The 15,049-nt window shown below is 59.6% G+C and carries 12 protein-coding genes; 9 read left to right on the forward strand and 3 right to left on the reverse strand.

Annotated elements, in window-relative coordinates; all coding sequences use genetic code 11:
• Positions 1-76: 76 nt before the first annotated feature.
• From LJ738_RS15750 to lpxK, 3 genes are all read right to left on the reverse strand, one after another.
• The gene (locus LJ738_RS15750; protein WP_068195368.1) at positions 77-673 is read right to left on the reverse strand and encodes a MiaE family protein; all 597 of its coding nucleotides are present in this window, start codon (positions 671-673) and stop codon (positions 77-79) included.
• Positions 674-683: 10 nt separating this feature from the next.
• Positions 684-2,693, reverse strand: coding sequence for a putative porin (locus LJ738_RS15755; RefSeq protein WP_227787351.1), 2,010 nt, complete (start codon positions 2,691-2,693; stop codon positions 684-686).
• A gap of 83 nt (positions 2,694-2,776) precedes the next feature.
• Positions 2,777-3,865: a tetraacyldisaccharide 4'-kinase gene (gene lpxK / locus LJ738_RS15760; RefSeq protein ID WP_227787352.1), complete on the reverse strand. Its 1,089-nt coding sequence runs from the start codon at positions 3,863-3,865 to the stop codon at positions 2,777-2,779.
• 117 nt (positions 3,866-3,982) lie between these two features.
• Here lpxK and LJ738_RS15765 point away from each other — a divergent pair, with 117 nt between their 5' ends.
• The 9 genes from LJ738_RS15765 (at position 3,983) to LJ738_RS15805 (ending at position 15,028) form a co-directional block, all read left to right on the forward strand.
• Positions 3,983-4,663, forward strand: a complete 681-nt coding sequence (locus LJ738_RS15765; protein ID WP_227787353.1) for a uracil-DNA glycosylase family protein — start codon at positions 3,983-3,985, stop codon at positions 4,661-4,663.
• 131 nt (positions 4,664-4,794) lie between these two features.
• Positions 4,795-5,922 (forward strand): Nif3-like dinuclear metal center hexameric protein, encoded by a 1,128-nt coding sequence (locus LJ738_RS15770; RefSeq protein ID WP_227787354.1) that lies wholly within the window; start codon positions 4,795-4,797, stop codon positions 5,920-5,922.
• Positions 5,912-6,673, forward strand: a complete 762-nt coding sequence (locus LJ738_RS15775; protein ID WP_227787355.1) for a zinc ribbon domain-containing protein — start codon at positions 5,912-5,914, stop codon at positions 6,671-6,673. Before LJ738_RS15770 ends, LJ738_RS15775 begins: the two co-directional genes overlap by 11 nt.
• A 93-nt stretch (positions 6,674-6,766) precedes the next feature.
• Positions 6,767-8,356: a tetratricopeptide repeat protein gene (locus LJ738_RS15780; protein WP_227787356.1), complete on the forward strand. Its 1,590-nt coding sequence runs from the start codon at positions 6,767-6,769 to the stop codon at positions 8,354-8,356.
• Positions 8,357-8,425: 69 nt separating this feature from the next.
• The gene (gene pabB, locus LJ738_RS15785; protein WP_227787357.1) at positions 8,426-9,727 is read left to right on the forward strand and encodes an aminodeoxychorismate synthase component I; all 1,302 of its coding nucleotides are present in this window, start codon (positions 8,426-8,428) and stop codon (positions 9,725-9,727) included.
• Positions 9,728-9,908: 181 nt separating this feature from the next.
• Positions 9,909-11,345: a tRNA (N6-isopentenyl adenosine(37)-C2)-methylthiotransferase MiaB gene (miaB, locus tag LJ738_RS15790; RefSeq protein ID WP_227787358.1), complete on the forward strand. Its 1,437-nt coding sequence runs from the start codon at positions 9,909-9,911 to the stop codon at positions 11,343-11,345.
• Between the two features lie 241 nt (positions 11,346-11,586).
• Positions 11,587-12,879: a sigma-54 interaction domain-containing protein gene (locus LJ738_RS15795; RefSeq protein WP_227787359.1), complete on the forward strand. Its 1,293-nt coding sequence runs from the start codon at positions 11,587-11,589 to the stop codon at positions 12,877-12,879.
• A gap of 40 nt (positions 12,880-12,919) precedes the next feature.
• Positions 12,920-13,399, forward strand: a complete 480-nt coding sequence (locus LJ738_RS15800) for an LptE family protein (protein ID WP_227787360.1) — start codon at positions 12,920-12,922, stop codon at positions 13,397-13,399.
• A gap of 192 nt (positions 13,400-13,591) precedes the next feature.
• A complete protein-coding gene (locus LJ738_RS15805) occupies positions 13,592-15,028 on the forward strand; it encodes a DUF8458 domain-containing protein (protein WP_227787361.1) in 1,437 nt (478 codons plus the stop codon).
• Positions 15,029-15,049: the final 21 nt, after the last annotated feature.

Below are 15,049 nucleotides of genomic sequence, written 5' to 3' on the forward strand. Positions count from 1 at the left end.
TGCGAGACCAGCAGCGCCGAAGCAACGCTCTATTTATCCAGCATTCGACACCTTATCCGTAAATTTTAACAGGCTCTTAGTGGATTCGGTCGTCGCGCACCGGCAGATTGGTCACAATTTCGCCTTCTATTTTCAGCAATTCCTGCAGCCTTTCCTCAACCATTATTGGGTCGCAGTATTCTTTGGCTAAGTCCACATAGCTCACAAAATGAGCGGCTTCCGACACCATTAATTCGTAGTAGAATTTACTTAATTCCTGGTCGGCAATATTTTGCCAGAGCAATTTAAATCGTTCGCAGCTACGCGCTTCAATTAGCGCCGATACTAATAGTTGGTCCATTAATTGGCGCTCGCGGGCACCGCCTTTGCGCACGTGGGCCAGCAGCTGCACTACGTATTCATCTTTACGCGGGCGGCCCAACTGGAAGCCGCGCTTGCGCAGTTCCAACAGCACGCGCTCAAAATGGCTCCACTCCTCGGCTACCAGGTCGGTGAGCTCATCTACCAGGCGCGTCTTCTCCGGGTAATGGATAATCATGCTGATGCCGGTGCTGGCTGCTTTTTGCTCGCACCAGGCGTGGTCTACCAGAATATCTTCGATGTTTTTGCCGGCAATATCTACCCAGCGCGGGTCGGTATTCAGCTTCAGTTTTAAAATGGTTTTTTCTTTCATCTGCGGTTAATTAATTAAAGAAATCCCATTTCACACCCAATTGAAACCGACGCGGATAACCCGTGTAATAAGGCGTGGTGAAATAGCCGTTATCGAAAATGCCTTGATTGACGTAGGCCGCCTTTAGGAACACTGTAACTGTTTTAATGTCAGCAGTAAAAAACACATCTACCACGGGCGGGTAGCGATCAATAGTGAAATTGTCTTGCTGGTAGAATTGCTGCGTGCTGGGGCTGTAATTAAATGCCCGGTAACTCGACTGGAAATACACTTCGGCGCCCACTTGGCTAAACATGGCTTTCCGGAATATATAGCTCTCGTAGAACACCCGCGAATGCGTCACCAGCTCCGGAATGCGAATGCCTTCTACGTCGCCACCCTTGGTGTACGTGCCTTGGTTGTCAAAGCCTACCCGGCCTACCCGCACCTGGTGCCGCGCCGAGGCGATGAACAGGTTGCGGGCAGTTTCAATCTGGGCGGGCACACCAGCGGTGTTGTAGTACACCAGGTTGTCTATGTTCACGGCGCTGGCGCTGGCTTCGAAGCGGTGCTGGGTCACGCTGCCCAGATTGGGCAGCTTCAGATGCAGGCGGCCGGTGAGCTGGGTGGTGTTGGTGTTCAGAAACTCGCTGCTGGAGCCGGGCAGGTGGTGCCACTCGTAGTGGTTGCCCACGAACTCCTGCTGGGTAAGGGTAGGCGAGTACGAGCTGCGTAGGGCTTCAGCCGAGAGCGGGCCGGTGCGAATGGACGCCCGCAGCCAGTATTCCGGGTAGTTGGAATAGGGACTGCCCAACGACAGCGCATGTAGCTCGCCCGCCGTTTCGATGGCGTAGATAGTGCGGTAATTAAAGGCGGCGGTACCGCCCAAAAATAGCTCGTTGAAGTTGCGGGTGGGCGCAGCCTGCATCAGCGGCAATACCGTGGCCGCAGCCGACGAATCGAGCCGCTGGGTGCGGAGAGAGGCTATCCGGTTGCGGGCGTATAGCCGGTATTCCACTGCTTTGGTGCGCCCCAGCACGCCCACCGTATTCTCCACTTGACGGTACTCGGCCCGGTCGATGGTCGCGTGGGTATTGCGCAGCGGCTGGCCGGGGTAGAACAGCAAGCTGCCATTGTCGAGCCGGGTCAGCGCCAAGTCGGAGTAGCTGTTGTACTGGCGCTTGGCATCGAAGGTGTGGTAGGCGGTGAGGCCGCGGCCGAGCAGGCGGTAGGTCTGGGTGAAATACACCTCGTCGCGGTCTTCTTTGTTGGCGGCCTGGGTCAGGTACACCCGCTCCCGTTCAAAATTGAACAGGTCCTGGGGACGCGTTTGGCCAATGAGGCTGTCCTGGCCGGTGGTGGAACGCACCGTGGAGGTGATGGGCCAGATGCCGCCCTGCTCAATGGCCCGGTGGCGCACATTGCTCAGGTTGAAGAGCAGGTGGTAGCGCTCGTCTTCGCTCTGGTACCGGCCAAACAGCAGCAGGTTGGAATGCTCTACCAGGCCATCGCGGGTCGACCGGGAGGCCAGTATTTTGTTGGAGGCAATGCGTTCGTAGGCAATGCCCACGCTGAAGTTTTTCTTCAGGCTGCGGCTGTAGCTAATCTCAAATTCCTGCTCGCCGGCCCCCGACTGCACCACCCGGAAAAACGAATACGGCGACCGGGAATCGTAGTACGGCACCTTGGTGGCATCGCGGGCGTACTTGTCGAACACGTTGCGGCCAAAACGAGCCCCCAGCTGCAAATTGGGCTGGTAGAGCAAGGGCCGCGACGCCGTGCCCACGGCGCCCAAATCCTGCTGAAAGGTGGTGTCGTGAAACCAAAACCGCGCCTGCGGCCAGCGCGTGAGTGTGGTGTCGAGCGGAGTGCCGGAAGTGGAGTCGCGCAGCACCTCGGCCTCGTAGATGACGCGGGTGGTTTTGGGGCCGTAGAGCACCTTGGTCGAGTCGTCGACCACCTGGGCCCGGGCAGCGGGCGCGGCCAGCAGCACCAGCAACGCCACCAGTCCGGCCAGGGGTTGCAGCCGCAGCCACGCCATTAAGAATCCTCGTTGCTGAGCCTTCAAATAAGTAAAACAAAACGCCAGAGCCCAGGGAGCAGCTAGCTGTGTCAAAATAAAAATCAGGAGTTCGAAGCGGGTAGCGGTGGCAATAGGCCGCGCAGGGCCGCACCACCGTCTCCCAGAAACGCCACCCGCACCGGAATGGTATAGAATGGCAATCCACTCCGGCTAGCCTCCAGTGCGGGGGCCAGCAGGCGGGTAGCATCTTTTTCCGTTGTAAAAATAGGCCAGCCCATTTGCCAATGCGTGCGCAGGGTCGCTAAGTCGGTGGGCTGAAAGGCGTGATGGTCGGCAAAAACCGCATGATGCTGAATGGCATACCCGCTGCTTTCGAGGTGCTCCCGCAATGGGCCCGGCTGCGCAATTCCGGTAAGCAGCAGTGCAGGCAGCGAAATTGAGCTAACAGTCGGGGTTGATAACGGCCTAGCTTCTAGCTCAATTTCGACGGAAAATGGCTGGGGGCCCGCGTATTCGTAAGCCGAAAAAAGAACTGGAATATTGGGCTGACTGTAGTGCCGAATCTGCTGCTCCACTTTGGCCTGGGCGGCCGCCGATAAGTCCGGCGGGCATTTCGTCACGATGACGACATCAGCCCGGCGCGCACCGCCGCGGCTTTCGCGCAGGCGGCCGGCGGGCAGCACCTCGTCCGCGTAAAAAGGCCGCGCCAGCTCCGTGAGCAACACGTTCAGGGTGGGCAGCACTGCGCGGTGCTGGTAGGCATCATCTAGCACGATGACCGTGATTTTCGGGTGGGCTTGCAGCAACAGGCGGACGCCGAGGCGGCGCGCTTCGGCCACGGCAACCGGGACCTGGCGCGAGGCAAACTGCTGGAAATACTGCCACGACTCATCGCCGACAGTTGCCGCCGAATCGGCGGGCCCCGCCAGGCGCGGGCCGCGGGTGCTGCGGCCGTAGCCCCGGCTCAATACGGCCGGCCGGTGGCCCTGGCGCAACAATTCTTCAATTAGCCAAGCCACGTGGGGAGTTTTGCCGGTGCCGCCCACCCGCAAGTTGCCCACGTTGATGAGGGGCACCGCAAAGGCTTCGGATTCCTTCCAGCCCACGTCGTAGAGCCAGTTGCGCACGGCCATTACCCCGGCGTAGAGCCAGGAAAAAGGCAGCAGCAAAAAAGCCAAAACGGAAGGCATACGCGGTCAAAGGCCGAAGCAACGGCCCGTAAAAGTACTGCCCCGCTGCGGCCAGCTACCCAAAGTCTTGGTTGAGCTCGTATGCCCCAGGAAACTGCCGGTAATCTTATCCTAAACATGCCCCACTTCGACGAGAGCCTGCTGCACTTCCTGAGCACCTTTCCCCTGCCCGCGTCCTTGCCGCACGGCGTCGAATCACTGAGCCCGTTTCGCGAGCCGGCCGTGTACGAGCTGCTAAGCAAGTTCTCAGCAAAGTATTACGCCGATGCGCAGCCGCGGGTGGCCATGCTGGGCATCAACCCCGGCCGGCTGGGCATGGGTCGGACCGGAGTTGCCTTCACCGACCCTGGGGCCCTTACCGAATTCTGCGGCATTGCGCACGACTTGCCCCGGCAGCGGCCGGAATTATCAACCCAGTTCATCTACCAAGTGGTGAGCGAGATGGGTGGGCCGGCCGCATTCTACCAGCATTTCTACCTGGGTTCGGTGTACCCGCTGGTCTTGGTCCGCGAAGGGCTGAACTATAATTATTACGATTCGCCGGCGGTCATCAAAGCCCTGTGGCCCGACATGCGGCTATCCTTACGCCAACAGGTGCAGGAGCTGGGCCTGCGAACCGACGTGGCGGTGAGCCTGGGCAAGCGCAACGGCACATTCCTCCAGCGCCTCAACGACGAGTTGGGCATGTTTGAGAAAATCATCGTGCTCGACCACCCGCGCTACCTCATGCAGTACCGCCGCCGCGACCTGGCCGCAAATGTTGACCACTACGTGAAAACGTTAGGCAGCCTGCTTTGACTTATCAATTACCATTTATCATTTAACAGCCTACTTTGAGCTGGAATCCATTTCAGCACCGCACCGGCTGCCTTCGCCCCGCTCAAGCCAACGGATTGTTAAATGATAATTGCTAAATGTTAATTGATTAAATGAAAACCCCTACCGTTCAAGACCTTGCCCGCCTGCTGGAAGCGGCCGCGCCCCTCGCCTACCAGGAAAGCTATGACAATGCCGGGCTGCAGTGCGGCGACCCGCAAGCCGAGGTAAAAGGCGTGCTGATTTCGCTTGATTGCACGCCGGCCGTGATTGCGGAGGCTCTGCGGCGGGGCTGCAACGTAGTAGTGTGCCACCACCCGGTCATCTTCCGGCCCCTCAAGCGGCTCACCGGAGCCAACGAAGTGGAGCAAACCCTCATTGCGGCGCTCAAAAACGACGTGGCCATTTACGCCGCCCACACCAACCTCGACAACGTGCGCGGCGGCGTCAACGACAAGCTCGCTGAAAAATTAGGCCTCACAAAAACCCGGGTTTTGGCCCCCCAAAGCGGCACCCTGGCGCGCCTTATCACGTACGTGCCGCACCGCGAAGAAGACCAGCAAGCCGATGTGGCGGGCCGGGTACGGGCCGCGCTGTACGCGGCTGGCGCCGGGCAGGTGGGCCAGTATTCGGAATGCAGCTTTCAGACTTTGGGGACCGGCACCTTCACGCCTGGCGCAGGCACGCAGCCGGCCATCGGCGCCCAACACCAGCCCGAAACCGTGCCCGAACTGCGGCTGGAAGTGCTGCTGCCCCTGCACCGGCAGGCGGGGGTGCTGCGGGCCCTGCGCGACGCGCATCCTTACGAAGAAGTGGCTTACGAGCTGATTAAGCTCGAAAATACGCACCAAGAAGTGGGCGCCGGCCTGGTGGGCGAACTACCCGTGGCCATGGCGCCCGCGGCCTTTCGCGCCATGCTCAAGCAGCAGCTGCTGGTGCCGGTGGTTCGCTTCACTCCTTTTGAAAAAGACATTAAAACTGTGGCCATTTGTGGCGGGGCTGGCGCCTTTCTCATTGGCACGGCGCGGGCGGCCGGCGCCGATGCGTACGTGACCGGCGACGTGAAATACCACGAGTTCTTTGGGGCCGAAGGACAGCTCATGCTGTGCGACGTGGGCCATTTTGAGAGCGAACAGTTCACCGGCGAGGTATTCCGAGATTTGCTAACGGCCGGATTTGAACGTACTTTTGCGGTCTTAATCGCCGAAACCCCTACGAACCCCGTTCAATATGACTGCTAATAGTGCCGCCGTGGCTCACGCCGACGTTCCCGTAGCCGCCAAGCTCGAAGCCCTGCTCACCCTGCAGCACCTCGACTCGCAGCTCGATGAAATCCGGCGCGTGCGCGGTGATTTGCCCGAAGAAGTGCGGGATTTGGAAGACGAGATTGCTGGCTACGAAGTGCGGGTCAAGAAATTTGACGAGGAAATTCAGGGTCTGAACGACTTCATCAAGAGCCGCAAGCAGGCCAGCAAAGACGCCGAGTCGCTCATCAAGAAGTACGACGAGCAGCAGCAGAACGTCCGCAACAACCGCGAGTTCGAAGCCATTGCCAAGGAAATTGAGCTGCAGCGCCTGGAAATCCAGATTGCCGATAAGAAAATCAAAGAGGCCCAGTACCAGATTGACGTGAAAAACGCCGAAATCAGCGGTACGAAGTCGAAGCTGGACGAGCGCCGCAAGGACCTCGAGAACAAGAAAAGCGAATTGGATACCATCGTATCCGAAAACGAGGAAGAAGAGCGCGGCATCATGGCCCAGCGCGAAGAAGCCACCAAGCTGGTGGAAGACCGCCTGCTCACAGCCTACACCCGCATCCGCGGCAACGTACGCAACGGCCTGGCCGTGGTGCTCGTGCGGCGCGATGCCTGCGGTGGCTGCTTCAACACGGTGCCGCCCCAGCGCCAGGCTGATATCATCTCCCACAAGAAAATCATCGTGTGCGAGCACTGCGGCCGGATTCTGGCCGACGTGGAAGCCCGCGCGGTTTAAGCTGAGCTATCTGGCGCTTCAGGAATCTGACTTGCTGATTGAAATCGTAAAAAGGAACGGCCCCGTGTCGTTCCTTTTTTGTTGATATAGTAAATGGTGTTTCTGGCTGAAACTTTCCGGGGTGTTTGCAAAACGGCGTCGGCCGGCCGGCCGCGCTGGGGCTGGCTGGTGCTGGGGCCGGTGGGCTGGGTGTGCATTTCGGCCTTTGCTTCGCCGGTCCCGCAGCAGCTTGTCTCGGCCGAGCTTCAGCCCACTGCCCTGGCCGCAACCAGCACCGAGCAGCTCACGGCCAACAGCCGCCGGGCCTACGCCGAAGTGCTGAAGCTGCGGCTGGGCCCCGCCCGCGACCTACTTAAAAGTGAGTTGGCCAGCACGCCCACCGCGCCCGCGCCCCTGCTGGTGGCCAACTGTGCGGATTTTGCTGAGCTCATCATCACGCAGGATGCCAGCCGCTACGAGGCCCTGGTGAGCGCCCAGGAAGCGCACCTCGCCGCCCTGGACCGCGCACCGGCCAGCGCCCTGCGCGACTACGCCCGCGCCGAAATCACGCTGCACCTGGGCTTGAGCCAGCTGGTATTCCGGCACTTGGTGATGGGTGGATACCACCTGCGGCGCGGCTTCCAGCAAATGCAGACCGTGGCCAAGCGGTACCCCTCTTTTGCTCCAGCGCGCAAAACCCTGGGTGTGTGCCAGTTTGCAGTGGGCTCGTTGCCGGAGGGCTACCACTGGCTGCTGAGCCTGCTGGGACTCACGGCGAATGTTGATACCGGACTGAAGAATCTGGCCTTTTCCGCCGCTCAGCCCAACGACTTTCAAACCGAAAGCCAGCTTTACCTCACGCTCATTCGGGAGGGCTATTACAAAAAGCCCGAGGAAGCCCTGCGCTTGGTAGAACGCCTCCACGCCCAACAGCCCGACAACCTGCTCTTTTCCTACCTGCTCATCAGCGTGTACAAGCGCCAGCACCACGGCGAGGCGGCGTTGGCTGCTTACCGCGCCCGTCCGGTTGGCCCGGGCTACCTGTCGGTGGCTTACCTGCGCCACATGGCTGCCGACTTGCTGCTTTACCAGGGAAATTATACGGGCTCAGAGCGCGAGAACCTGGCGTTTCTGCGCGAGTACAAAGGCCAGCATTACCGCAAGGACACCGCTTTTAAGCTCTACCTCGCCGTGTGGCTGAGTGGGCAGCCAGCGGCCGTTGCGGCGCGCTACCGGGAGCAAATCAACCAGCCGGGCCCCACCGATGTCGAGGAAGACAACTACGCCCAGCACTACTACCACGAGGCCCAGGCACTCAACCCCACCCTGACCCGGGCCCGCCTGCAAATCGATGGCGGCTACAACCGCCTGGCGCTGGCTACCCTGCGCGGCTTCCATGCCACGCCGGCCACGCTCCTGCGCGACCGCATCGAGGAGCCGTACCGCCGCGCCCGCGCCTACCAGGGCCTGAGCCAACTCGACTCGGCCAAGCTGGCTTATGAGCGCACCCTGGCCGTGGCGGGCGATACGGCGCCCTTTTATTTTGCCCCGCAGGCCGCCCTGCAGTTGGGCTACATGGCCCAAGAAGCCGGCAATAAGGCCCTGGCCCGCACCTACTTTGAGAAGGCCCTGCACTACCCCTGGCACGAGTACAAAAACAGCACCGATGCCAAAGCCAACCTGGCCCTGCGCGAGCTGAGGTAGGCAATTTGCACCGGTTGCTTGTTAACATACCGGGCAGGCGCCAGTTGGTCTGCTCCTTGATATTTTACTGTGTCCACTTCTCCTACTACTTCTGCCCTGGTCACCGTTCTGCTGGCAGACCTGCCCGCCGATTTCCGTGTGCGAGCCCTGCATTGGGCGGCTGAGTTTCCGCACTGCACTTATTTCGAGCCCAACAGCCTGGAGTACCCCAACGGCCCGTTTGACCGTATGCTGGCCGTGGCTACTGCTGCGGCCGCAGCGGTCAGCTCACTGGCGGAACTGGGAAGTGAAGCCCACCAGCTAGACCAAGGCCCGCATTGCGGCTTTATTAGCTACGATACCAAAAACGACATTGAGGCACTTTCCAGTCACAACTTCGACGGGTTCAGTTGGCCCCAGCTCCATTTTTTCACGCCTCAGACCTGGCTTTGCTGGCGCGAAGATTCGGTAGAAATCCACGGGCAGGCGGACGGCGTCTTGGAACAGATTTTAGCCCAATCCGTTCCTGCTTTCCTGGCACCGAAGCTGCCAGCCATGCGCCCACGATTGCCTAAAGCTGAGTACTTGCGCGCCGTGGATTCCATTAGGGAAGACATTCTCAATGGAGAGGTGTACGAGCTCAATTTGTGCCAGGAGTTCTATGCAGAAAATATTGGGCTAAACCCGGTAGACGTGTTTTGGCGGCTAATGGAGGCCTCGCCCGCCCCCTTTGCGGGCTTTGTGCGGTGGCACGACCATTTTCTGCTGTGCGCCTCGCCCGAGCGGTTTTTATCGCACCATGGCTCGCAAATCATTTCCCAGCCCATCAAAGGCACCATCCGGCGCGGGGCGACGCCCGAAGCTGACGAGCTCCAACGCCAAACTTTACTCCACGACGAAAAGGAGCGCGCCGAAAACCTGATGATTGTGGATTTGGTGCGCAACGACCTTGCGCGCATTGCCCAAACCGGCACCGTGCGCGTGCCCGAGCTGTTTGGCCTCTACCCCTTCCGCCATCTGTGGCAAATGATTTCGACCGTATCGGCCGAGCTGCGACCGGATGCCGACTTGGAAGAAGTGCTACGCGCCACCTTTCCGATGGGCTCAATGACCGGCGCTCCAAAAATCCGGGCCATGCAGCTCATTGAGCACTACGAAAACAGCCGGCGCGGCCTCTACAGCGGCAGCATCGGGTATGTGTGGCCCAATGGCGAGTTCGAGTTCAACGTCGTCATTCGCTCGCTGCAGTACCGCCAGGATACCGGCTACCTCAGCTTCCAGGTGGGCTCGGCCATCACCTACGACTCTGACCCAGCGCGCGAATACGAGGAGTGTCTGCTCAAGGCCAAAGCGCTGCTGGAAGTGCTGGGCACCACCATCAACGAAGATTGAGCCATTGGGGCCGAGGGCTATTGCATGGGGCTCACTTGCGAAACCGGCTTCGATTTCTTGTTGATAAATCCTCGTTTGCTTCTAGCTGTTAACCAGTAGTTGAGCTATCATACAATCTGCCATTCTGTCATTTTGCCCCGCGCTGCCGTATCTTTGTAGCCCGCCGAAACGCGCTTTTATTATGTCCCAAGCCCTGTTAACCCTTGATTTCCTAGATAAAGTATCCCCTACCCCCGAGGCTACGCCGAGTGGAGAGGTGCGCGTGAGCGCCGCTACCCGCACGGGCCGGCAGCGCAAGCTTTACATAGAGAGCTACGGGTGCCAGATGAATTTTTCAGACTCCGAGATAGTTTCGAGCATCCTGTTCGACGAGGGGTTTGATACCACCGACGACCTGGCCAGCGCCGACCTGGTGCTGCTCAATACCTGCTCCATCCGCGAGAAGGCCGAGCAGACGGTGCGCATGCGCCTCTCCCAAATCAACTCGCACAAGAAGCGCAACCCCGGCCTGCTGGTGGGCGTGCTGGGCTGCATGGCCGAGCGCCTGAAAAGCAAGTTTCTCGAAGAAGAGAAAATCGTGGACCTAGTGGTAGGCCCCGACGCCTACCGCGACCTGCCCCAACTCATCAGCCAGGTAGATGGCGGCCAGAAGGGCGTGAACGTGCTGCTGAGCCGTGAAGAAACCTACGCCGACATCACGCCGGTGCGCCTGAACTCCAATGGCGTGTCGGCCTTCATCAGCATCATGCGGGGCTGCGATAACATGTGCTCGTTCTGCGTGGTGCCCTTCACCCGCGGCCGCGAGCGCAGCCGCGACGCCCACAGCATCCTGCGCGAAGCCGCCGACCTGGTGGCCGCTGGCTACAAGGAAGTGACGCTGTTGGGCCAGAACGTGGACTCCTACAAGTGGGCTTCGGCCGACGGTACCGAGCACGTCAACTTCGCCCAACTCCTGGAAAAAGTGGCCTTGGTTAGCCCCGAGTTGCGCGTTCGCTTCTCCACCTCGCACCCCAAGGATATCACCGACGAAGTGCTCCACACCATGGCGCGCTACGACAACATCTGCAAGTTCATCCACCTGCCGGCCCAGAGCGGCAACTCCCGCGTGCTGGCCCTCATGAACCGCACCTACGACCGGCCCTGGTACGAGGACCGGGTGCGCGCCATCCGCCGCATTCTGGGCGAAGACTGCGCCATCAGCTCCGACATGATTTCGGGCTTCTGCACCGAAACCGAGGAAGAGCACCAGGACACCCTGAGTCTGATGGAGTTTGTGCGCTACGATATGGCCTACATGTTCTTCTACTCCGAGCGCCCCGGCACGCTGGCCGCCCGCAAGCTCACCGACGACATTCCGCTGGAAGTGAAGAAGCGGCGCCTGCAGGAAATCATCGACCTGCAGCAGCTTCACAGCGCCGAGCGCAACCAGCGCGGCGTGGGCCGGGTGCACCAGGTATTGGTCGAGAACTTCTCCAAGCGCTCGAAGGAGCACCTGAGCGGCCGCAACAGCCAGAACCAAGTTGTCATCTTCCCAAAGCAAAACTTCAAGAAGGGCGACTACGTGAATGTATTGGTGCACAGCGCCAGTGCGAGCACCATGCTGGGCGAGGCGGTATAAGCCCGCGCCAGTGAATTCTATCGTTCGCTGTCCTCTACCGTGGGTCCGGCATTAATTATAACTCTGTTTTACAAGTTTAATCTCGCCCCATGAACCCAGGAAGCACGTTGATGATTTGGCAGGCCGCGCAGCTTTTAGTAGGCGGTTTTATTGCTTTCCTGGTTATTCGCCTGTTGTGGCGGATGAATTTTCCCAAAAAATGATTCTTAAATGACTGGATTTCCCTGATTCAGTCGTGCTAATGACTACGCAAGAAATTCAATCCATCAAGCTCCGGTTCGGCATCATCGGCAACGCGCCGGCCCTGAACTACGCCATCCAGGTGGCCGCGCAGGTCGCGCCCACCGACATGACGGTGCTCATCACCGGCGAAAGCGGGTCGGGCAAGGAGTCGTTTTCCAAGATTATTCACGCCTTGTCGCCGCGCAAGCACGGGCAGTTTATTGCCATCAACTGCGGCGCCATTCCGGAGGGCACCATCGATTCTGAGCTATTTGGCCACGAAAAAGGCTCGTTTACGGGGGCCAACGACGCCCGCAAAGGCTACTTTGAAGTAACCAACGGCGGCACCATTTTCCTGGACGAAATCGGCGAAATGCCGCTGGGCACCCAGGCCCGCCTGCTGCGCGTGCTCGAAAACGGCGAGTTCATCCGCGTGGGCTCGTCCAAAGTGCAGAAAACCGACGTACGCGTGGTGGCCGCCACCAACGTGAACCTGCTCGACCGCGTGCAGGCCGGCACGTTCCGAGAAGACCTATACTACCGGCTCAACACGGTGCCCATCACGGTGCCGCCGCTGCGCGAGCGTGGCGAAGACATCTACCTGCTGTTCCGCAAGTTTGCATCCGATGCTGCGGAGCGCTACCGCACCCGGCCCATCACGCTGCTGCCCGACGCGGTGCAGGCGCTCACACGGTTCCGCTTTCCTGGCAACATCCGCCAGCTCAAGAACATCGCCGAGCAGATGTCGGTACTCGAAACCGAGCGCGAAGTAGACGCCCGCCGCCTGGCCCCCTACCTGCCGCAGGACCAGGCCAGCCGCCTGCCCATGCTGCTGGGCCCGGGCACGCCCGAAGGCTCTACGGCCGGCTACTCTGAGCGCGACTTGCTCTACAAAATCCTGTTCGACATGCGCCGCGACATGACGGACCTGAAGAAAATGGTGCTGGAGCTGGCCACCGGCCAGCGCCCCCACGAAGCCCAGGAGCTGCTGCGCCAAAACAGCCACCTCTTCAACAATACGGCCCAGCCCGGCGCGTTTGAAACCGGCGCCGCTTCTGAGTACTACCTGCCACCAGCGTCGAGCCCGTACAACAGCGAGCCCGCCACCGGCTACGACGATGAGGCGCCCGTGGAAGACATTCCACACGAAACCGAAGAGGAAACCCTGTCGCTCGACATCAAGGAACGGGAAATGATACTCAAGGCGTTAAAAAAGCACAACAACAAGCGCAAGTACGCCGCCCACGACCTGGGCATTTCCGAACGCACCTTGTACCGTAAACTGAAGCAGTATGATTTGGAGCAAGTGTAAACTAGCCCTCGGCTTTCCGCTACTGGCTATCTGCTTAGTAATGACTTTGGGCGGCTGCGGGGTGTACTCGTTCAATGGCACCAACATTGACCCGACGGTGCGCACCATTTCCATTGCTACCATTCAAAACAACGCTCCCCAGGGCCCGGCCTTCCTCACCCAGCGCTTCACCGAGGACCTGAAAGACTATTTCCAGCGCAACACCAACCTAAAGCTGGTACCGCGCGACGGCGACCTGCAGTTCGACGGCAACATCGTGGCTTATGATTTTGCCCCGGCCTCAATTCAGAAAATCGACGGCATCGACCAGGCCGGCTCCAACCGCCTGACCATCCAGGTTAAAATCCGGTTTACCAACACCAAGGACGATAAGCAGAGCTTTGAGCAAACCTTCCAGGGCTTCGACGACTACGCGGCCAGCCGGAACATTGCCACCATCAACAGCGACCCCAACGCCGTTCGCACCACGACCAACAAAATCATCACTGACATTTTCAACAAGTCGGTGGCTAACTGGTAACATTCGAATTAGTTGAGCCGGGCCAGGGCGGGGTTACTGCTAAGAATTTGAAGAAATACGGGTTAGCTCCGCCGTAAGTGCGCGGGTATTTGCGTAAAATAGCGTAATGTTGCGCCCCCATTAATCCGTTCGGAGTCCAGGTATTAGGAATTGATTCCAAAATCTGCTCTTCGTTAAAGCCGCCCATCTCCCGTGACTCGCGCCACGCTTCTGCATGTACTGGACAACACCTCTGCCCTTGGCCCGGTTGAAGTGCGCGAACTGGAGCAGCTGGCCCAGGCTTTCCCCTACTGCCAAACGGCCCACCTGCTACTGGCCAAAGCCGCCCACGACCAGGGCACTATGCTGGCCGGCCAGCGCCTGCGCCGCGCCGCCACCTACGCCGCCGACCGCACCCTGCTGCGCCGCCTTATCGAGGAAGTTGAGCCGGCTAAACCCGAAGAAGTTGAGCTACCCACAGTAGCAAACCCACCTACCGAGGCACCGACAACACCTGAAGCTGTTGCTAGCGTTGCGCCAGTAGAAACAGCAGTTGAGCCACCCGCGGCACCAGTAGCGGTAGTTCCCCCAATAGTTGTTGCTGAGCCCGAGCTAGTAGTTGAGCCAACTGTGAGCGCGCCGATTGAGGAAGCTGTTGAAGCAATTGCAGAACCCGAACCGGTTGATGAGCCAGTAATTGAAAGTGTAGTTACCCCAGTGGAAGCGCCAGTAAATCCCGCTCCACCCGTTGAGGAACTACCAGCAGAAGTAGCAGTCCCTGTTCTTTCAGAGGCCGATGCGGCTTTGCTGCTCGACGTTGAAGGCGTCAACATTCCCGCTTCTGAACCCACACCCGAATTCATTCCCGAAGCAGAGGTTCAGCCCGAACCGAAGATTGAGGAAGACCTGCCAGCTCAGGCCCCCGCCATTCGCCCTCCGGTAGAGGTTGGAGAAGCGCGCTTTGAGTTTGGCCTGGCGGAACCTCCCCCGCCCGCTGTGCCTACTTATGAGCTGCCGGGCCTGGTCGACGAATGGGCGGCTTCGGCAGTCACCCGCAGCTTAGGCAGCCTAGAGTCGTTGCTTGAGATTCCGCCTGCTGCCGGCGCGGCTCCTGCTGCTGCGGTAGCCTATACTCCGGCCGCCTTTACTGGTGATGATGCCGTGGGGTATGCTTTTGGCGAAAGCAGCCGCCTGGGCTATTCCATGCAACTTCTGAACCTGCTGACCGACAAGGCTGAAGCCGACGCAGCTGCATCAGCGCAGGCAGCTGCCCAGCCCCCCGCGTCCCCGCTCCCACCCGTGGGCACCTTCTTTGAGCCGGACCCGCTGTTGCTGGATTATTGGGCTACCCACAGCCCGCCGGCTCCGGTCGTGCCTTCGTCGCTCGACCTTATCAACAACTTCCTGCGCCGCCAGCCGCGCCTGACACGCCCTGCCATGCTGCCACCAGCTGCCAGCGCCCAGGCCGACTTGAGCATACGCAGCACCCGCGCCGAATTAGACCTTGCCTCCGAAAGCCTCGCCCGCATCTTGGTGCGTCAGGGCAAAACTGCCCGAGCCATTGAGATTTATGAGAAGCTAATGGTGAAACAGCCGGAAAAAATGGCGTACTTTGCCTCCCAAATACAACAATTGCAACCCCCGGCGTAATTCGCCTTTTCAGCTTCTTTG

Source organism: Hymenobacter plasmatis (genome assembly GCF_020711255.1).
GTDB lineage: Bacteria > Bacteroidota > Bacteroidia > Cytophagales > Hymenobacteraceae > Hymenobacter.